General features: G+C 36.7%; 23 protein-coding genes and 1 riboswitch. Of the genes, 12 read left to right on the top strand and 11 right to left on the bottom strand.

The window, feature by feature from the left end:
* Window positions 1–46: 46 nt before the first annotated feature.
* Window positions 47–193 (bottom strand): hypothetical protein, encoded by a 147-nt coding sequence (locus tag ACSBPO_RS01280; protein WP_442598000.1) that lies wholly within the window; start codon window positions 191–193, stop codon window positions 47–49.
* Window positions 194–459: 266 nt separating this feature from the next.
* Between ACSBPO_RS01280 and ACSBPO_RS01285 the strand changes: the two genes are divergently transcribed.
* Window positions 460–1,932 carry an amidase gene (locus ACSBPO_RS01285; protein WP_442598002.1) on the top strand — a complete coding sequence of 491 codons (1,473 nt, stop codon included), beginning with the start codon at window positions 460–462 and terminating at the stop codon, window positions 1,930–1,932.
* Window positions 1,933–1,997: 65 nt separating this feature from the next.
* The gene (locus ACSBPO_RS01290; RefSeq protein WP_442598004.1) at window positions 1,998–2,135 is read left to right on the top strand and encodes a hypothetical protein; all 138 of its coding nucleotides are present in this window, start codon (window positions 1,998–2,000) and stop codon (window positions 2,133–2,135) included.
* A 111-nt stretch (window positions 2,136–2,246) separates the two neighbouring features.
* On the opposite strand, the gene ACSBPO_RS01295 is transcribed toward ACSBPO_RS01290, so the two are convergent.
* Window positions 2,247–3,770: an FAD-dependent oxidoreductase gene (locus ACSBPO_RS01295; protein WP_442600284.1), complete on the bottom strand. Its 1,524-nt coding sequence runs from the start codon at window positions 3,768–3,770 to the stop codon at window positions 2,247–2,249.
* A gap of 272 nt (window positions 3,771–4,042) precedes the next feature.
* Between ACSBPO_RS01295 and ACSBPO_RS01300 the strand changes: the two genes are divergently transcribed.
* Both ACSBPO_RS01300 and ACSBPO_RS01305 read left to right on the top strand, forming a co-directional pair.
* Window positions 4,043–5,191, top strand: a complete 1,149-nt coding sequence (locus ACSBPO_RS01300) for a trans-sulfuration enzyme family protein (protein ID WP_442598006.1) — start codon at window positions 4,043–4,045, stop codon at window positions 5,189–5,191.
* Between the two features lie 23 nt (window positions 5,192–5,214).
* Entirely contained in the window at window positions 5,215–6,120 is a 906-nt protein-coding gene (locus ACSBPO_RS01305; protein WP_442598008.1) for a phosphotransferase, read from the top strand.
* Here the strand turns inward: ACSBPO_RS01305 and ACSBPO_RS01310 are convergent.
* Window positions 6,109–6,258: a hypothetical protein gene (locus ACSBPO_RS01310; protein WP_442598010.1), complete on the bottom strand. Its 150-nt coding sequence runs from the start codon at window positions 6,256–6,258 to the stop codon at window positions 6,109–6,111. The genes ACSBPO_RS01305 and ACSBPO_RS01310 overlap by 12 nt on opposite strands.
* A gap of 156 nt (window positions 6,259–6,414) precedes the next feature.
* On the opposite strand from ACSBPO_RS01310, the gene ACSBPO_RS01315 reads away from it, so the two are divergent.
* Window positions 6,415–7,152: a polysaccharide deacetylase family protein gene (locus ACSBPO_RS01315; RefSeq protein ID WP_442598012.1), complete on the top strand. Its 738-nt coding sequence runs from the start codon at window positions 6,415–6,417 to the stop codon at window positions 7,150–7,152.
* Between the two features lie 201 nt (window positions 7,153–7,353).
* Here the strand turns inward: ACSBPO_RS01315 and ACSBPO_RS01320 are convergent, their stop codons facing one another.
* Window positions 7,354–7,728 carry a DUF1360 domain-containing protein gene (locus ACSBPO_RS01320; protein WP_442598014.1) on the bottom strand — a complete coding sequence of 125 codons (375 nt, stop codon included), beginning with the start codon at window positions 7,726–7,728 and terminating at the stop codon, window positions 7,354–7,356.
* Window positions 7,729–7,798: 70 nt separating this feature from the next.
* On the bottom strand, window positions 7,799–8,746 hold the full coding sequence (locus ACSBPO_RS01325; protein WP_442598016.1) for a glycerophosphodiester phosphodiesterase: 948 nt from the start codon (window positions 8,744–8,746) through the stop codon (window positions 7,799–7,801).
* A 101-nt stretch (window positions 8,747–8,847) separates the two neighbouring features.
* Here ACSBPO_RS01325 and safA point away from each other — a divergent pair, with 101 nt between their 5' ends.
* From safA to ACSBPO_RS01355, 6 genes are all read left to right on the top strand, one after another.
* Window positions 8,848–9,465, top strand: coding sequence for a SafA/ExsA family spore coat assembly protein (gene safA, locus ACSBPO_RS01330; protein WP_442598018.1), 618 nt, complete (start codon window positions 8,848–8,850; stop codon window positions 9,463–9,465).
* Window positions 9,466–9,650: 185 nt separating this feature from the next.
* Complete coding sequence (locus ACSBPO_RS01335) at window positions 9,651–9,995, top strand: lmo0954 family membrane protein (RefSeq protein ID WP_442598020.1); 345 nt, start codon at window positions 9,651–9,653, stop codon at window positions 9,993–9,995.
* A gap of 23 nt (window positions 9,996–10,018) precedes the next feature.
* Window positions 10,019–10,666, top strand: a complete 648-nt coding sequence (locus ACSBPO_RS01340; protein WP_442598022.1) for a PspA/IM30 family protein — start codon at window positions 10,019–10,021, stop codon at window positions 10,664–10,666.
* 108 nt (window positions 10,667–10,774) lie between these two features.
* Complete coding sequence (liaF, locus tag ACSBPO_RS01345) at window positions 10,775–11,509, top strand: cell wall-active antibiotics response protein LiaF (RefSeq protein WP_442598024.1); 735 nt, start codon at window positions 10,775–10,777, stop codon at window positions 11,507–11,509.
* The gene (locus tag ACSBPO_RS01350; protein ID WP_442598026.1) at window positions 11,506–12,549 is read left to right on the top strand and encodes a sensor histidine kinase; all 1,044 of its coding nucleotides are present in this window, start codon (window positions 11,506–11,508) and stop codon (window positions 12,547–12,549) included. Before liaF ends, ACSBPO_RS01350 begins: the two co-directional genes overlap by 4 nt.
* On the top strand, window positions 12,542–13,174 hold the full coding sequence (locus ACSBPO_RS01355; RefSeq protein WP_442598028.1) for a response regulator transcription factor: 633 nt from the start codon (window positions 12,542–12,544) through the stop codon (window positions 13,172–13,174). Before ACSBPO_RS01350 ends, ACSBPO_RS01355 begins: the two co-directional genes overlap by 8 nt.
* A gap of 88 nt (window positions 13,175–13,262) precedes the next feature.
* On the opposite strand, the gene ACSBPO_RS01360 is transcribed toward ACSBPO_RS01355, so the two are convergent.
* The 5 genes from ACSBPO_RS01360 to mscL all read right to left on the bottom strand — a co-directional run bounded on the left by ACSBPO_RS01360 (window position 13,263) and on the right by mscL (window position 16,783).
* Window positions 13,263–13,715, bottom strand: a complete 453-nt coding sequence (locus tag ACSBPO_RS01360; protein ID WP_442598030.1) for a DUF2269 family protein — start codon at window positions 13,713–13,715, stop codon at window positions 13,263–13,265.
* Window positions 13,716–13,881: 166 nt separating this feature from the next.
* Window positions 13,882–14,160 (bottom strand): hypothetical protein, encoded by a 279-nt coding sequence (locus ACSBPO_RS01365; protein ID WP_442598032.1) that lies wholly within the window; start codon window positions 14,158–14,160, stop codon window positions 13,882–13,884.
* A 72-nt stretch (window positions 14,161–14,232) separates the two neighbouring features.
* On the bottom strand, window positions 14,233–15,534 hold the full coding sequence (locus tag ACSBPO_RS01370) for an ATP-binding protein (RefSeq protein WP_442598034.1): 1,302 nt from the start codon (window positions 15,532–15,534) through the stop codon (window positions 14,233–14,235).
* Window positions 15,535–15,681: 147 nt separating this feature from the next.
* Window positions 15,682–16,320, bottom strand: coding sequence for a Bax inhibitor-1/YccA family protein (locus ACSBPO_RS01375; RefSeq protein WP_442598036.1), 639 nt, complete (start codon window positions 16,318–16,320; stop codon window positions 15,682–15,684).
* 88 nt (window positions 16,321–16,408) lie between these two features.
* Complete coding sequence (mscL, locus tag ACSBPO_RS01380; protein ID WP_442598038.1) at window positions 16,409–16,783, bottom strand: large-conductance mechanosensitive channel protein MscL; 375 nt, start codon at window positions 16,781–16,783, stop codon at window positions 16,409–16,411.
* 166 nt (window positions 16,784–16,949) lie between these two features.
* Window positions 16,950–16,997, top strand: a riboswitch (PreQ1 riboswitch).
* A gap of 77 nt (window positions 16,998–17,074) precedes the next feature.
* Here mscL and queF point away from each other — a divergent pair.
* Entirely contained in the window at window positions 17,075–17,572 is a 498-nt protein-coding gene (queF, locus tag ACSBPO_RS01385) for a preQ(1) synthase (RefSeq protein ID WP_442598040.1), read from the top strand.
* 372 nt (window positions 17,573–17,944) lie between these two features.
* On the opposite strand, the gene ACSBPO_RS01390 is transcribed toward queF, so the two are convergent.
* Entirely contained in the window at window positions 17,945–19,177 is a 1,233-nt protein-coding gene (locus ACSBPO_RS01390; protein ID WP_442598042.1) for an aminopeptidase, read from the bottom strand.
* Between the last annotated feature and the right edge of the window lie 302 nt (window positions 19,178–19,479).

Genomic DNA, 19,479 nt, shown 5'->3' on the forward strand with positions numbered 1-19,479 from the left:
AAAAAGGATTTGTCTTTTTGTTAACAAATCCTTTAGGTCGATTGTATTATTCGTTTGTATCTAGAGAATAGGGATTTCTTCCGATGCTTTTTCTCATTTCATCTGTCATCACAAAGGAATCTTGAAGTACTGCTTCGTTATTTTCTGATGTATTTTGAACACTTCCATCATAATGAAATGGCTTTAATTCCATTATTATTCACCTCCAGTAGGCTATTGTTTTTATTATATACTGATAGTGACAAACTATTTAATATATTTTTTGAAAAATACAATAAATTTCACACTTGACAATTAATCAAAGATTCTAATAGGAATAAAGAATTATTTTTTTTGTTAGTCAGAAAATGAATAGATGGAACGAAAATATTTTTCGAAAAATTAATTATGGTAAAAAAGGAATTTTGAGTTTCCTCTCGAATATATTTAGAAACTCGAAATAAAGAAGGGGTAGGAAGAATGGAGAATCCAAAATTAAATCAACTCTCTGAAGAATGGCTTCCAGAAGCTACAATAGAACAAATGCAAGAAAAGATGGAAAGTGGCGAGCTTACATCAAAAGAATTAGTCCTTATGTATTTAAGCCGTATTGCTAAGTATGATCAGAATGGACCCAAGCTAAAATCTGTGTTAGAAGTAAATCCTGAAGTATTACATATTGCAGCAGCACTCGATGCGGAACGAAAAGACAAAGGGGCAAGAGGTCCGCTTCATGGTATCCCTGTGCTTATAAAAGATAATATTGATACAAATGATAAAATGCATACAAGTGCAGGGTCATTGGCATTAGAAAATTCGTATGCATTGGAAGATTCTTTTGTTGCTTCCCAATTGCGTAGTGCGGGTGCGGTCATCCTTGGAAAAACAAATATGACGGAATGGGCAAACTTTATGGCTGAAAATATGCCAAGCGGTTATAGCTCAAGGGGTGGACAAACCCTTAATCCATATGGACCTGGAGTATTTGATGTTGGTGGATCAAGTGCCGGATCTGGTGCATCTGTTGCAGCTAACTTAGCTGCAGTTGCAGTTGGAACGGAAACATCTGGTTCCATTTTAAGTCCTGCAAGCCAAAACTCTTTAGTTGGAATCAAGCCGACAGTTGGTTTAATTAGTCGTCGAGGCATTATCCCGATTGCACATACACAAGATACGGCAGGACCGATGGCACGTACAGTAAAGGATGCAGCATTTCTGTTAAATGTATTAACGGGGACTGATGAAAGAGACCCAGTCACTTTGACAAATACACAGTTAAATAAGGCCGATTTCACCTCTTATTTGAATCCGGAAGGGTTAAAAGGGAAAAGAATAGGTATAGCCCGAGAAGTCTTTTTTGATTATTTAACTGATGAAAAGCGTGAAGTAATGGATGAGGCTGTAAAGAAGCTGACAGAACTAGGAGCAGAAGTAGTTGAGAATGTGGCCATTCCTTCTGTTAAGAGAAAGTGGAGTTATGATGTTTTAACATACGAATTCAAGTCTGACTTAAATTCCTATTTACAAGGTTTGGATTCTAATTACCCAATCCGTTCATTAAAGGACGTGATTAATTATAATTTAAAAAATGAAGAAAAAATGTTGAAATATGGTCAAGCTGTTTTACTCGAAGCAGAGGAAACGAGTGGGAAATTAACGGAAGAAGCTTATATAAAAGCATTGGAAGAGGACCAGTTTTATTCAACAGAGCAAGGGATTGATCATGTCCTAAAAGAAAACCAATTAGATGCGATTGTTTTCCCGAATAATTTTGGAGCGGGCATTCCAGCCAAAGCAGGTTATCCTTCCATAACTGTACCAGCTGGTTATACAGCATCAGGTGAGCCTGTTGGAATTACTTTTACTGGCACTGCTTACAGTGAACCGCAATTATTAGCACTAGCTTATAGTTACGAAAAAGGAACAAATGCAAGAAAAGCACCAAAGTTATAAGAGGTATAACTCCAAACTGATTCAAGCATACTACCTATGAAAACGGCAAAAGGAGATGATTCTTCATGGGTAGACAAAAGTTTGGTAATGCCAATGCTCAACGTAATAAAAATGCAAAAAAGGGCCGTACCAGCTCTGAACTAGTGGAATTTACCACTGGAATGGATGACAAACAAACTCGACGTCCAAATGGAAAAGAGTAATAAATAAGAAGGCTGCTCATTCTAGAGCAGCCTTTTTTGTAATTAAAATTTCCTCATCTCGACAAAATTTCCTAGGAAATGGTGATTCTATAAGATTTTTCGACATTGAAATTAATCTTCATTAATCACTTTTAGCGGTTTTAATGCTGGACCATTCATGACTTCTCCCTTATATGAGAATCGAGATCCATGACATGGGCAATCCCAAGTTCTTTCCGCATGGTTCCATTCGCATTCACAGCCTAGATGGGTACATGTGGTATCCACTAAATGAAGTTCACCTTTTTCATCCCGATAGCCGCCTGCTCTTTTACCGTGAACCATGACGACTGCTCCCTCTTCATTACCTAAGTCTTGAGGGATTTTTGGTACAAATTCAAGCTTACCTTTTATTAGATGTTTTGCCACATCAGCGTTGATAGAGGTGAATTTTTTAAGGCTTGGATCGGCTTCAAATCTTGAAGGAGTATATAGCTCTAAGAAGCCATTCTGTTTTCCAAGTACAAAATCACTTAATACCATAGCGGCAGTTGTTCCGTTGGTCATCCCCCACTTACGATAACCCGTTGCCACCAACACACGTTGCTTTCCTTGGGTAATTGGCCCAATATAAGGTACTTTATCAAGTGTAATTAAATCTTGTGCGGACCATCGGTAAGGAATATCACTAATCGGGAATAGACTTTCAGCAAATTGTTTTAGTGCCTCATGATGCTGAAAAGTATCAATTCCCTGACCGGTCTTATGGTTTTCACCACCAATTAAAATGAGATTTTCGCCGTTGTAGGGCGTGAATCTGATCGAACGTGTTGGACTATCGGCACTTATGTACATTCCTCCAGGATAAGCAGTTTCTGTTTTTACACCTAGAATATAAGATCGTTCCTGATACATTCTTGTAAAATAAAAACCTAATCCGTCGTAAAAAGGATAATGGGAAGCCACAATAACAAAATTACACGTAATTCTTTTACCAGATTGAGTAACAACTACTGGCTTATCCCCATCAGCATTCTCTATATCTACGGCTGTAGTATGTTCAAAAAGCTGTGCTGTATCTTTTGGAAGATTGTTAACTAAATGAGTTAAATATTTTGTCGGATGAAACTGTGCCTGCTTCGACATACCTAAACCAGCTTTGATTTGGATATCAAATGGGATACTATCCACTTGGCCTCCAGGTATTTTAAGCTTCTCATAAGCCTCGCTTTCTTTTTGGATTTTTTGAGCATATTCTTCTGTTACCGCGTAGATATAGGCATCCTGCTCCAAAAAGTCACAATCCATTTGGGATTGTGAAACCGTGTCCTTTATAAACTGAAGGGCTTGGTTGCTTGCGTCATAGTACTGCTTTGCTTTTTCTAAACCAAAATGGTTTATCAGCTCATCATATATTAGTCCATGTTGTGAGGTGATTTTCGCTGTAGTATGTCCAGTGGTTCCTGTTAAAATTTTTCCTGCTTCTATTAATGCCACTTTTACATTTTGCTTGCTCAATAAATGAGCAGCGGTTATTCCGGTGATACCGCTACCAACAATGGCTACATCAACATGCAAGTCCTTATCTAGTGTAGGGAAAGTAGGGAAATCTATTTCACGCCAATATGATTCAGGGAATTGAGGCAAATCCTTCATTTGCATTATATTTCCTCCTATGTCTATGTTTACATGATTATTTTTGCAATAAATGATTAATTTCATGTGCGAAAGGGTAAAAATAAATTAGTATTCCTATCTAATACTAGTATTGGTATAAAGGTGCGTCGCAATTATCGAGGCAAACTGTTAGTTTTAATGCTTAGGGACTAACAAGTTCATTGACGGAAGTTAAGAAAAATTGAGATAATTATGCTAGAACCTCTTCTTTTGGGGAAGAGGTTCTTTATTATAAAAAGAAGGTGTTTAGGATGGGAAAACATTTTGAGACAGAAATTCTGCATAGTGAAAAGAAAAAAACACGCAATATTAAAAGTAAAGTAACTCCTATCTATCAAACCTCTGCCTTTGTTTTTCAAGATTTAGAAGAATTAGAAGGCTACTATCATGGAAATGGCCAATACCTTTATTCCAGAACAGCCAATCCAAACACTGACGAATTAGCAGAAGCCGTGGCACGTTTAGAAGGGGCCCCTGATGGCGTTGCTGCTTCTTCAGGATTAGCCGCTATACTCGCTGGCGTGCTAGCCGTGGTCAAAAGTGGAGATCATATTGTCGCTGCCGATGATTTATATGGTGGTAGTTTTCATATGCTTAAAGCAGAATTGCATGATTTAGGGATCGAAACAACTTTTGTTTCCTTTTCTAACCCAGACTTAATCGAAAAGTCCATTCAATCAAATACAAAACTATTGTATACAGAATCAATTACAAATCCGTTATTAAGAGTGGAAGATTTAGAAGTCGTAGTGGAGATAGCCCAAAAAAATAACTTATATACGTTAGTGGATAATACCTTTGCTACGCCTTATCATCTTAAACCATTTACATTAGGAATAGATTTAGTTGCTCATAGTGCCACTAAATATATTGGTGGACATAGTGATATTACAGCCGGAGTATTAGTTGGTAAAACAGAACTGATTGAAAAAGCCAAAGCTAAAGTAGTCAATCTCGGTGCCAATGTCAGTCCTTTTGAGGCATGGCTGACAACAAGGGGATTAAAAACGCTTGCCCTTCGCATGGAAAAGCAATCACGAAATGCGCTGCAGCTTGCTAAGGCTTTTCTTGAAAATCCATATATTCGCAAAGTTTATTATCCTTTTGATGTAAAGGATGATGGCTATGGTGCCATGGTCACAATAGAACTAGAAAAAAATAAAGTTGATGTAGAAGAATTTTTCCGCTCGCTTGGGTGGATCAAAATTGCTCCAACTCTTGCTGGTGTAGAAACAAGTGTGTCACATCCTTTAATTACTTCACATCGCGCATTACCAAAAGAAGCAGCGGAAAGCCTAGGCATTACAAAAGAAGTGGTTCGAATCTCTGTTGGTATTGAGCATGTTGAAGATATTATCGGACAATTTAATCAAGCAATCGAACAAGCTTTACATCATTAAATGGGAGGAGGTGCGACGGTTACATGTCCGAAGCTTGGTCTCCTGAAGTCGCAGTAACAGTTAATGAAGCTAAAAGGTTATTAGAAGAGCAATTCCCTCAGTTAAAACCTGTCACGGTAAAAGAATTGGGTAAGGGGTTTGACAATACCGTTTTTAAAGTAAATGAAAAGTATGTATTTCGTTTCCCTAGAAAAGAAATCGCCATTGAACTTTTAATGACTGAAAGTAAATTGCTTCCGCTATTAGTTCAAGATTTACCTATTGATATACCAGAACCCATCTTCTTTGGCAAAGCAAGCAGTACCTATAAATGGCCGTTTACAGGTTATCGAATCGTAAATGGGGAATCGCCAGGTGAAATGACGAATGATGTGCGTGAAAAGTCTGCTGAATTATTGGGGGGATTTTTGAAAAAATTGCATCAGTTTCCTGTTGGAAAAGCAAAGGAAGTTGGGGTTCCGCCTGACCGGTTAGAACGAACCAATATAGGCAAACGAAAAAGTAGATTAATTGAGAATGTGAAAAAAGCCGTTGAGCATCAACTAATCGATGACGCTCAAACGGCCCTTGAATGGATAGATTCTTTAGAAGAAGTTGAGCTAGATACACGGTTAACTCTTGTCCATGGGGATTGTCATATTCGAAATATTTTAGTTGATGACCATGGAGTCATTTCCGGGATTATTGACTGGGGTGATACTCATATTGGCCATCCTGCGATTGATATATCTATTGTTTACAGTTTTTTACCGCCAAGTGGCAGGGAGAAATTTTTCCAAATATATGGAGAAGTGTCGGATGCAACGAAGGTTGGAGCAAGATTCTTCGCTTTGTATGTTTCGGTTCTGCTTGCCCTTTACGGTCATGATTTGGGTGATGAACGATTAGTAGCAAGTGCGAAGGAAAGCATCAAACTTTCATTGAGTTAAATCAGTGTCTTCCGGCAAAGGATCAATTCGAGTTGAATCTTCCGTAGGTAAAGCATTTCTTAATGCATACACAAATATTCCGCCAAAAAAACCTAAACAAATGATAAACCCAATTGTTGTAATCCACCACATAGACATAAAAACCCCTCCTTTCTAAAAGATATGCAAGGAGGGATTTTTTTTGCTTATTAACATGGTAAATATGTAAAAAGGATTTTTGTTTGAAAAATAATAGAATTGGGTCCATTTCGTCACAATAATAATAAAATCTAAGGAAATGAAGGGTAAAGATGGATGCGTAAAACGATTTTATTATTCATGATGATGTTATGGTGGGGGCTTCCTACTCAAGCATATGGTAGACAAGTCGTACCGATTTTAGTTTATCATTCCATCGATGAGTTTAAAGGACATGGTTCAAAGGAGTTGTATGTAACACCAGAGAATTTTGAAAAACAAATGCAATTTTTAAAAAAGAATGGTTTTACCTTACTGACATTTGAACGCTGGAAAGATATAAGCAAGGTGAAAAAACCAATCTTTATTACCTTAGATGATGGTTATAAAAATAATCAGAATGCGTTTGTTGTGTTCCAAAAATTGAAGGATGACCAGTTTCAACCAGTTGCAACGATGTTTGTGATATCCAATTTTATCGGTCAACCTAATCGATTAACGAATGAGGACTTAAAAAAGATGTCAGATTCAGGGTTCTTTTCGATTCAATCACATACGGCAACTCACCCGGATTTAACCAAAATCCAAAATGCCGATTATGAACTGAATACCTCAAAGATTAAGATCGAGAACATCACGGGTAAAGCAGTCATTGCGTTATCCTACCCTTTTGGGAATTTTAATAAACAAGTAGTCAATGAGACGAAAAAATATTACCTTTTTGGATTAACAACGACACCAGGGCCATATGTTGAAAGAGGAGTGGCAGACGATCTTTTTGTTTTGCCAAGAACATACGTTAAATACTCAACGACCATGGAGGATTTTGCAAGGATTGTAAGAGGGGGAAAATAAGAAAGGCTCTTTTCTGAAACTTTGTTGCTTTTTATAACTATTAAATAGGCATTTCACCATATAGGGTGTAAACTCTTATGATAATTAAGAAAAGAGCTGAGCACATATGAAGAGAGCCTGTAAAAATCCGGCTTTAGGGATTTTTACAAAAACCACAATCTATAAGAAAACAGCTTAAGAAAAAGAGGTCATCCCTAAGGGTTAGACCTCTTTTGATTTTTTCGTATAATAACTAACCTTTTTAATATTCACACCAACAAATGTTTCTATAATACATTGTCCACCAGCTATGGATAAAATGAGGACGACAACGGATGTAATCTTCGGTATAAGCAGATACCCGCCTCCAATAAGGATGGCACTCCAAACACCGGCACACCAATAGCAATTTAACAAATAGCCGAACATATTTTTAGGAACATCCTTGATTTCCGTACCGTTTGCCGATTGAATTTCTTTTTTTTCCATAAAAGGTTTACGCAAGAACTCGGTAATCTTGTCAAAAACAATAAGATGAGTTAATCGATAGCTAGCTAAGATTAGCATTAAATAGGTCATCCAAGACAGCTCGAACATGAACAAAACTCCTGACTAATTCTGCAATGTATGTTAGTAGGGTTTACTCATTTCCGCGAAATATGCAGTCTTAATAACCTAATTCCTTCAACACTTCTAGCAGCAAATCAGGGCGATTTGTCATAATTCCATTTGCACCATTTTCTAATAAGGTTCTCATTGTCACTTTATCATCGATGGTCCAATATTGGACATTTACGTTTCTTCGTTTTGCTTCCTTTATGACACTAGGGGTTGAAAGATTAAATATACTGGCTTCAGTAGGAATTTGAAAAGCATCTGCCTTTGGTTGATATAAATTGGCTAAAAAGAATTTCTTTAGAATGATAAATTTCCGGATTTCCGATTCACCTGCTGCTATGGCTACTTTTCCATTGGAAATCTTGTTAAATTGATCGACAATTTTTTGGTCAAAGGAAGCGACGATGACTTGGTCCTCTTTATGATATTCATAAATTAAATTCCAAAGCTTTTCGGCCATTTCATGAATTCGTTCAGGGGGATTATCATCCTTAATTTCGATAACCATTTTCATATTAGGAAAAGCTTGAAAAAGCTCCTCTACTTCAGGGATGTATGCACCTTTACCACGATAGGAAAATTGACCATTTAAATCCTTAAAATGATAACCGGCATCAAGGTTTTGAATTTCCGCAAGGGACATCTCCGAGACTAAACCTTTACCATTTGTGGTACGGTCCACACTTGGGTCATGAATGGTCACTAATTTCCCATCTTTCGTAATGTGAATATCTGTTTCTAGAACATCAACACCTAAGTCTACAGCTTGCTGAAAAGCCATCATGGTATTAGAGGGAGCTAATAATTCCCCGCCTTGATGGGCGATGACTAGTGGACGGTCAGAAGTAAAGAAAGGATGATTGGGTCTTTTTTCTACTGGACCAAAGTTTAATAAAAAATAAAGAACAAGAATGGAAATGAGGGCTAAAAGACTCCACTTCTTTAGCCGTCTTTTTCGAGAAAGTGGACGATTTAACTCGACATTAGCTTGATTCATCGTTTTTCCTCCGCGCATTTTTTATATATATTATAACTTCATTAAATATTTTCGTATATTTTATTTTAGAACTCCAAACCATATATTTGGAGGTGTGCGAAATGTTTAAAAAACACATATGGATTGTATTCGCATTAATGGTTTCATTGTTTACTGTACCGAGTATTTCACATGCACAACAAACTTACACTGTGCAGCCTGGTGATTCACTTTGGAAAATAGCGGTTCGCTACCAAGTAGGGATTTCTGAATTAATTGCAGCGAACAAACAATTTCCAAATCCAAATTTGATTTATCCAGGGCAAAAGGTTAATATCCCAAACTTTGATGCGGTTAAGAGTATCGAAAATCAAGTGATTCAACTAACGAATCAGGAACGTGCAAAAAATGGGTTAAGACCACTGGCAGCTAATTGGGAATTATCCCGGGTTGCTCGTTATAAATCAAATGATATGAGAGACAAAGGGTATTTCTCACATACGAGCCCAACCTATGGATCTCCATTTACGATGATGAAAAACTTTGGAATTTCTTATATTAGTGCAGGTGAGAACATTGCTGCCGGTCAAAGAACGGCGCAGGAAGTAGTTAATTCATGGATGAATAGTCCAGGTCATCGTGCCAATATTCTAAGTGCTAAATTTACTCAAATTGGAGTAGGTTACTCAAGTGGTGGTTCATACGGAACCTACTGGACACAAATGTTTATACAAAAATAAAATCATCGATTTACTTTAACAAATTAACGCGCCGGGGGTCAGACCCCCGGCGCGTTAATTTGTTAAAGTGGCTAAGCGGCCTACCTATGTCTACGCCTCAAGTCCTATTTGAAAATACCGCTCTGGCTCGTTATAGGAAATTTTTAAAATAGGTAAGATGAATACATAGAAAGGAGGAAGTGAAAATGAAAAAATTCGGTTTATTAGTCGCAGGTGGGATTGCGGCAATGGTTCTTCTTTCAACCATCGGTCCAATGGTAGGTCTTGCCGTCAGCTTGCTCGTTCTGTATTTCGTTTTCAAAAAATTCCTAAAGGCGGAATCTACTATGAAGAAGGTTGGTTGGTCCCTACTTGGGTTAGTTGCTTTAATCATCGTCGCTCATAATGTACCCGCTATTTTAGGAGTAGTCGCGGCATATGTTCTTTACATCGTTTATAAAAAATGGAATCAAGCCAAAACCGTTATTGTGAAAGAAAGCAATGATCCATTTGTTAACTTTGAAAATCAATGGAATGAAATTAAACATTAATAATTTAAAGGAGAGATTTTATTATGGCAAACTTATTTACTAGAATTAAGGATATGATTGAAGCAGATTTACACCAAGCAATGGACCAAAAAGAAAAGCAAAACCCAATTGCGTTATTAAATCAATATTTACGTCAGAGCGAGCAAGAAACAGAAAAGGTTCGCAAGCTATTAGAACGTCAATACACATTAAAAGATGAGTTCACTCGTGAATTGAAATTCGCGAAGGAAATGGCTAATAAGCGTCAAAATCAAGCTGAAATCGCCCAAAATGCTGGGGAAATGACATTATATGAATTTGCAGCTAGTGAACACGTACAGTATGCGGAAAGAACATCTCGTTTAGAAAATTCTCTGCAAATGGTCCAAAGTCAGTTAAATGAATTAGAAAAGAAATACGAAGAAATGAAGCATAAATTGAAAGATATGCACATCCGCCGTATGGAATTAATGGGGAGAGAAAATGTCACTCGTGCAAACCACCGTATGAATCAAGTGCTAGATTCAAATCAATTCTCAGATCGTGCTTTCTCAAAATTTCAGGAAATTGAAAACTACTTAGATCGCTTAGAACATCAAGTGAATAGCTCCTATTACCCCAGCACAATTGATGCGAAAATTGCTCAATTAGAAAAAGAAATGAAAGTTGAACAAACTCATTCTATTTCATAGGTAAAACATGGTATTCTAAAAAGGCGTAGGTAAAAAGTCTACGCCTTTTGATACTATTAGTCTTATTTTAATATATATTTTGGAAGTAGAAGGAGAGGGGATAAGTGGATGTTTAAGAAGACAAAAAGTGACTATATCAGTTGGATGATGATTATTGGTGCAGTCATCCTCTTATTGGAAGTAACCTTTTTCAATAATGGCCTTATATTCTCTCTTTTTATTTCCAGTGCGATGGTTTATCTTGGGAGAAAGGCAATGCCTCAAAAGTTTGGTAAGTTCCTGTTTTGGGGCGGTATTATTATTTTTTCAGCAAGTGTTTTTCATATGATAACCTTCCGTTTTCTCTTACTGGCTATTTTAATCCATTTTGTGATTCAGTTTGCTGGCTCCAAGAGGAACCCAAAGGTGTATAGTCCTGTGGTGAAGATGGAAGAAGAACCTAAGCCATCTGAACAAATTATCAGTCGGAAACCTCTATTTGGTAATATGTTTTTTGGCCAGCAAAGAACGCCGGACCATGTATATGAATGGAATGATATTAATATTCAAACAGGTGTTGGTGATTCTGTAATAGATTTAAGCTATACCGTATTACCTAAAGGGGAAACAGTCATTTTTATTCGTAATTTCATTGGAAATGTGCAAATTTATGTACCATATGATTATGAGGTATCGATCCATCATTCGGTATTAATGGGATCTACAACTGTTTTTGAACATCAAGAATCAAAAATGTTTAACCAAGTTTTTCATTTGCAAACTCCTGTATATGAAAAAGCAGAGCAAAAAGTCAAAATTTTAACTTCTGTATTTTTTGGAGATATTGAGGTGAAGAGAATATGAGTACACTTCAAAGACAAGTACTATGGGGTGTTAGTTTTTCCATTCTCTTAATGGCTATGTTATTTGCGGCCTTTTTCTTCGTATTTCCATTGACAGATTGGTGGGAACTGTGGGAACGCACGATATTTGATATTCCCTTTCTATTATTTTTTCCCGCCGTTAGCATTGGACTTGGAATCATCTTTGGATTTTTAATGGGTTCTTTTTGGAGAAAAAATTTATTGTCCATTGATAAACTACTCCATCAATTAGAAGAGGGAGCAGCAGTTGAAATAGTTAACCCGAATGTTTGTGAAGAAATAAATACGGTTTATAAAAGAATCGAGAGAATCCATAAACAAATAACGGAAAAAGCAAAGGTTTCTCAAAGAATGGTAACAGAAAAAGTGGAGGACCAAGAGCAACGAATTCAAGAAATTATCTCCCAAGAGCGGAACCGGTTAGCTCGCGAACTGCATGACTCTGTCAGTCAACAGCTATTTGCCGCTTCCATGTTAATGTCTGCGATTAATGAAACGAAGGCAAATTCCGATGATCGTGAAACAAAGCAGCTCAAGATGGTGGAGGAAATGATTCATCAATCTCAATTAGAGATGAGGGCTCTGTTATTACATTTACGTCCAGTAGCCTTAAAGGGAAAATCCCTGCAGGAAGGGATTGCAGAGCTGCTAATTGAATTATCGCAAAAGGTTACCATGGAAATTCAATGGAAGGTAGAAGATATTTCACTAGATAAAGGGATCGAGGATCATCTTTTCCGTATTTTACAAGAATCTGTATCCAATACTCTGCGTCACTCCAAAGCAAATAAATTAGAGGTTCTGTTAATAAAAAGAGATGATCTAGTTATTATGAGGGTCGTGGACGATGGGGTAGGATTTGAAATAGACGGAGATAAGGCCGGCTCTTACGGAATGCAAAATATGCATGAGAGAGCGGTAGAGGTTGGCGGTACATTAAAGGTTGTAAGTATAAAGGATAAAGGAACAAGATTAGAGGTAAAAGTTCCAATAACAAATAAGGGTGAAGACGATGATTAGAGTTTTGTTTGTGGATGATCACGAAATGGTTCGAATTGGAGTTTCTTCCTATCTTTCTGCCCAGCCTGATATTGAGGTAGTAGGAGAGGCGGATAATGGTAAACGAGGGGTAGAATTGGCATTAGAACTTCGTCCGGACATCATCTTAATGGACCTGGTGATGAAGGAAATGGATGGGATTGAAGCAACAAGACAAATTATTCTACAATGGCCAGAAGCAAAGGTAATCATCGTAACGAGCTTCTTAGATGATGAAAAAGTTTATCCCGCTTTAGAAGCTGGGGCGACTAGTTATATGTTAAAAACGTCAAAGGCAGGGGAGATTGCCAACGCAGTGAGGGCTACATACCACGGTCAATCTGTATTAGAGCCAGAGGTTACTGGGAAAATGATGTTAAAGATGCGCCAAAAGACTACGCACCTACCACATGAAGAATTAACAAGTCGCGAGTTGGAAATTCTGCTATTAATGGCAGAAGGAAAAACAAACCAAGAAATTGCAGATGAACTATTCATTGCATTAAAAACAGTCAAAACTCATGTTAGTAATATCTTAAGTAAACTCCAAGTTCAAGATCGGACCCAAGCTGTCATTTATGCATTCAAGCATTCATTAGTACAATAAAACAAAAAAGCACCGTGGATTGAATGGATATCCACGGCGCTTTAGCATATTAACGCGCCGGGGGTCAGACCCCCGGTGCGTTAATGCGTTAAAATGGTTTTAGTGACATTAGGATGATTAGTAGAACAGCGGATGTATGGAGAATGGTGTTGTATGGTTTTAATTCTAAATTAATTTTGGAGAATTCCTTCGGTAGGTCATCCCCATTATGAGCATGGATAATTTCCTCCATCTTTTTAACTTTCTTCGGCATAATCCCAGCAACAACAAATTGGACAGCTAAATAAATAACAATTGAAAGGATATACCAGCCTTTAGTGAAGAGTGCAGTATTTAAGGCACCAAGGATAAGTCCTGTTAATAAAAGCGCAATACTTCCGATTTTAACAACCTTTTCAATCTTTTGGTTTAAAGATAAAGAGTACCTTGCTTGTTCCGTTGTTTTTGCATGCTTTAGCACAATCGGCATCGCAAAGCTAGCCCCTAGTCCTGTTACGGCCGCCACAACATGGATAAGCACAATAAGTCCGTAAATAGTCATAAATCAACCTCCTAAAAATAGTTCAATAGTATTATATATTATTATAAAGGAAGGTTATTACTATTAATATAGTGTTTACCAAAGTTGGATATTTTTTGAGGTTAGATTTACATAAAAGAAAAAGCTACCGTAAGTAAACATAAGTTTTTACGGTAGCTAAAGTTATTTATTCTTTATTTTTAATTAGTTCATTTTCATTATAATATTGAACGGAGTACATAGCCCCTTCGGAAACCATATTATTATCTTCCAGATCATGTGGGTCAGGATGGCCTGCTTTTTTAATCGGAAACCTATTCTTCTCTTTCAATCCCATCATTTCTTGAAATTGGTAGAAGGCAGAAACTAACTTGTTTCGGTTAGACTTCGTTGATAGGAGGACAAGGGTACCAATCCCAATCCCAGCCCCAGCTAATAGATACGAGGTAGTCGAATGTTTTTGCATGTCATTTACTCCTCCTTAAAAAATTTTAAGAACTTCTATTAGTCTATTACCCTATTAGTAGCTTTTAAAACGTTAAGAAGTTCTTTTAGCTTTCGGTAAGATGATAGAGAATGTCGTACCCTTCCCTTTTTTACTAGATACATCTATTTTACCTGACATGGAATGGATGATATTGTAGGCAATCATGGTCCCTAGACCCGTTCCGTTTTCCTTTAGACTTTTCATAGGATTCCCTAATCGGTTGATTTGTTCTTTATTCATCCCCACACCATTATCCTCAATCACAATAAAAATAGATTCCAGCATCTCATGGATGGCAATTTCAATCACTCCATAAGGCTTAATTGCCTCAATCCCATTTTTTATAAAATTTAAAATGGCTTGTTGGAATTGTGCGCGATTTCCTTTAATGTATAAATCCTTTTCAAAAGAAGGAATGTATTTCAGTTCAACATGATGCATCTGGGCATACGAGTGGATGGATTGTAGAACCTGGTCAAACTCTTCATGGATATTCAAGAGACGATATTCCTTTTCACTATCACTGGCCAATAAGAGATAGTCGTTTAGGACTTTATTGGCAACTGTCATTTCCTCTAAAATATTTTTGATTTCAAAACGGTGCTCACTTGTAAATGTATCTGAGTTTTGGATGGTTTCTAATGTCTTATGCATGTTAGAAATCGGTTGTTGTATCTGCTGGGCTATGCTAATGGAAAATTGGCTAACTAAATGCATTTTTTCAAACTCAGATACTTCGTAATGAATGATCTCCATTTCATTTAAAGATTCAATGATATAGATGGAAGTAAACATAGTGATCATATTAAGGGTTAGAAAAATAACCCACATATTAATTCCTGTACTCATAGTGGAAAAATTGGTCAAAGAGTGCGTTCCAATTGCAAAAATAATGATGGTAACCGCTAATAAGCCCACACTAAAAGCTACCTTCCCTTTATAAGCATAGTTTTTATACATATGTTGGGTAAAGTATAGAATCGTTAATAGGGCCATATTGACAAAAAGAATTAAATAAACTCCGTCTATTCCAATGATGACTAAGCGATAAGCGATAATCATAACCGAAAGAATAAGCCCCATTCGATAACTGCCATATAAAAAAACGAGTATTAGGGGAATATAGCGAAAATCTAAAATATAGCTTTCGCTGATCGAAACTGGTGCACTCATACAAAGAAGAATGGAAATCCCGCAAAGGAATCCTAAAACGACATTTCGATGTTTCGTGGTCTGAATTTTTTTTCGAAAATAGGATTGAAATAAGAGCATTGGAAATAAAATGATCAATACTTGAAATAGCCATAATTCAATGGGAAAATTGAATGAATCGCTTACATTTCCAAATATCAATAACCTCACCTCTATTCGTTATTTATAAGGTAACTACATTATAATTAGGAACAACAAAAATTACTGTTAGTTATATCACGTTTAAATGAAAAAAGAGGGCTAGGTACCGATTGCTCGGAACCTAACCCTCTCTCTTTACATAAGTGTTTAATCATCGCTTGATAAGATACCAAAAATTCGTAAAAGACTAATAAACAGGTTAAGGAAATCAAGATAGAGATTTAAAGCCATTAAAGGAACTTCTTCAGCACTAACACCGTAATGCTTCATACGATTGAAGTCGAATAAGACATAACCGCTGAATACTAAAACTCCAATGAAGGAGAAGGCAAGCATACCAGTAGAACTTAATGGCCAAAAGATATTAAAAATCGAAATGGCAATAAGTGCTAGAAGGGCAGCTATTAGCAATCCACCTAAAAACGATAAATCTCTTTTCGTAGTAGTGGCATAGATGGCTAGGCCAGTAAACACAACTGTGGTTGTACCAAGGGCCATTAGGACAACGTTAGCACCTACTGTCGCTAAATAATGCGAGACAATCGGATAAGTGGTAATACCTGAAACAAAAGTAAAAGAATATAAGAACGTATAGGAAATGGCTTTTCTTTTACGCATAAAGAAAGCAAATAATAACATCCCGAATTCCAACAGTACCAATGGTAAAAATAAAGCCGGCGGAACAAATACTCCTACCATCATTCCGATCACAGCAATTGCTAAGGATAAGGCAAATGCTCTTAATACCGATGGTAAATATTCAGTTGCTGTTTGTTGAACATACATAATCCTTCACCTCTTCTGTTTTCTTATTTTTAATACGAGCTTTTAAGCTTAAGGTTTCATTGTTTTAAAGATTTATCTGAGCCTTTGGCTAATCTTTTTTCAGCAAGTCGCGGATTTCCATTAATAGCTCTTCCTTTTTATCTTTGTTAGGTGTGGTTTCTACAGGTGCTTGCTCTTTTTTCTTGAAACGGTTAATGCTACGTACAACTAAAAAGATGGAAAAAGCAATAATTAAGAAGTCGATGATATTTTGTAAAAAAATACCATATTCAATTTTAGCTTCTCCGATAGGAATGTATAGTTTTGTTAAATCCACTCTTCCTAGTAAAAAACCTACTATTGGGGTGATAATATTAGTAACCAATGAAGATACAATCTTTCCAAATGCAGCTCCAATAACAACCCCAACAGCAAGGTCTATCACATTCCCTTTAAGGGCAAATTTCTTAAACTCATTCCACATATGTTTTCCTCCAAAAAAGTCATTCTTGTACCATTATAGGTATACAATAACAAAATATTCTTCTAAACTCCAATAAAGAAAAGTCTTGATAATTTTTCCGTTGACATTAGGGGAGATTTTCACTATAGTAGCTAATGTTAGTAAACTGTATAAACTTCCCTAAAACTAGGGAGAGGTTCATAGCTCAAAACCCTCTATAAAAAACTATGGATTTGATTTGACATTGTCAGCCATATCCTTAGGAGGATATGGCTTTTTCTATTTAAATCGGAACAAGGGAGGTTTTCCATCATGGGTGGAAGAAAAGACGAAGAATTAACAGGCATTACGCTATTAGGTAACCAAGGAACAAAATATGTATTTGAATATGCACCAGAGGTTTTAGAAGCATTTGATAATAAACATCCAAATCGTGACTACTTTGTAAAATTCAATTTTCCTGAGTTTACAAGCCTTTGTCCAAAAACAGGACAACCAGACTTTGCAACCATCTATATCAGCTATATTCCTGAACAAAAGATGGTTGAAAGTAAATCATTAAAACTATACTTATTCAGCTTCCGTAATCACGGAGACTTCCATGAAGACTGCATTAACATCATCATGAACGACTTAATCGAGCTAATGGATCCAAGGTATATTGAAGTATGGGGTAAATTCACACCAAGAGGTGGAATTTCCATCGACCCTTATACAAACTACGGAAGACCTGGAACAAAATACGAGCAAATGGCTGAATATCGTATGATGAACCATGATTTATATCCTGAGAAAATTGATAACAGATAATGATAAATGAGATGACCCTTTCTTTTGAAAGGGGCGTTTTTTATTGAAGAGCTAAGTTTATGATTAGTATTGAGGATTTTTAGTTATTTATAGGACACACATTCCGTTATTTCCCTATAATAGACGCTTTTTCAAATTTAAAGGACACAGGTTCCGTTATTCCCTAAATTTCATTGGCAAGTGGCATACTTTTAGTGAAATAGCGGAACCATAGTCCGATAATCCTCTAAAAAACAAACATATTCGTCATATAACGGAACGTGTGTCCGATAAAATGGAATTGACAAGGGTCTACGAATAAGAAGATTTTCTGGGTCATCCTTAGATTTAACAAAAAAACTCACCATATAGGTGAGTTTTTTATTTTAAGTATTAAAATGCCCAGTTTCCACTGCGGAAGACAGCTTCCACCTTACCGTCTGCTGTAATTCCGTCGATATCCATTTCAGCTGAACCGATCATGAAGTCAACATGTGTTAAGCTTTCATTTAACCCTTTTTCTTCTAGTTGTTCAGGGGTCATCTGTTTTCCGCCTTCAATACAGAATGCATATGCGCTTCCGATTGCAAGGTGATTAGATGCATTTTCATCAAATAGGGTATTGTAGAATAAAATATTTGATTGAGAAATTGGTGATTGATGAGGAACAAGGGCAACCTCTCCAAGATAATGAGAGCCTTCATCTGTTTCAACTAGACGTTTTAAAATTTCTTCACCTTGTTCTGCTTGATAGCTAACAATTCGGCCATTTTCAAATGTAATGCTAAAGTTATCGATGATATTGCCACCATAGCTTAATGGCTTTGTGCTTGATACAGTTCCATTAACACCTGTTTTTAAAGGAACGGTAAAGACTTCCTCTGTTGGCATATTGGCCATAAAATCATGTCCTTGAGCGTTTTTGCTACCAGCACCCACCCATAAATGTGTTTCAGGCAGTTCGATGGTTAAATCTGTACCTGGAGCTCTGTAGTGCAACTTCTTATAATGCTTACCATTTAAGTAATGTACTTTTTCATAAAGAGATTTATCATGGTTGACCCAAGCTTCTACTGGATTTTCTAAGTCAGCACGAGTAGCTTTAAAAATAGCTTCCCATAGCATTGGAACTTGCTCCTCTTTTGGTGCATCCGGGAAAATTTTTGCTGCCCAATTAGGTGAAGCTGCTGCTACAACGGTCCAGCTACTTTTATCGGATTGAATCGCTTGGCGATATTTTTTTAATGCTTTTCCAGCTGCTTTCTGGAAGTTGCTGATTCTTTCTGGATTTACCCCTTTAAATAGGTCTGGAGAAGAAGAAACGATAGACATAAAGGCTCCATTATTTTCAGCCAGCTCTTCCATTTCCTTTGCTCTCCATTGTGGATATTCCAAAAATACTTCATCTGGAGCAAGGTCATATTTTAAACGAGATACAGTGTCATCATTCCAATTGACAATGACATTTAGTGCTCCCACTTCGTAAGCTTTTTTCACGACTAGTCTAACAAACTCAGCAGCATCCAGTGTGCCATTAATAACTAGAGTTTGTCCCTTTTGTATATTTACCCCTACTTTAACTGCTAAATCAGCGTATTTTTCTAATTTTGTGTAAAAGTCAGTCATAATCCCAATCCCCTTTTTCAGAATGTTCATGTTTCATTTTAGCTTATTCTATTCAGAAAAGGAAACTTAAATGTTTCGGGAATGGAAATAACCTGTGCAAGCTTTCTTCCAATTAAAGCTCCAATCAAAAAAAAGAGAGGGGAATTTTATCCCGCTCTCATCGTTATTGTTCTTTATGTGTATAAACCTTTATATGTGCGATGACGCCAAACGTAAAAATACTCACAAATGTTAATACGCCAGTAAATGTATTAGGAGACAAATAATCGTACCATTCCATTGGTCAGCAACCCCTAACTATA

This window comes from Neobacillus sp. D3-1R (assembly GCF_052180215.1).
Taxonomy (GTDB): Bacteria; Bacillota; Bacilli; order Bacillales; family Cytobacillaceae; genus Pseudoneobacillus.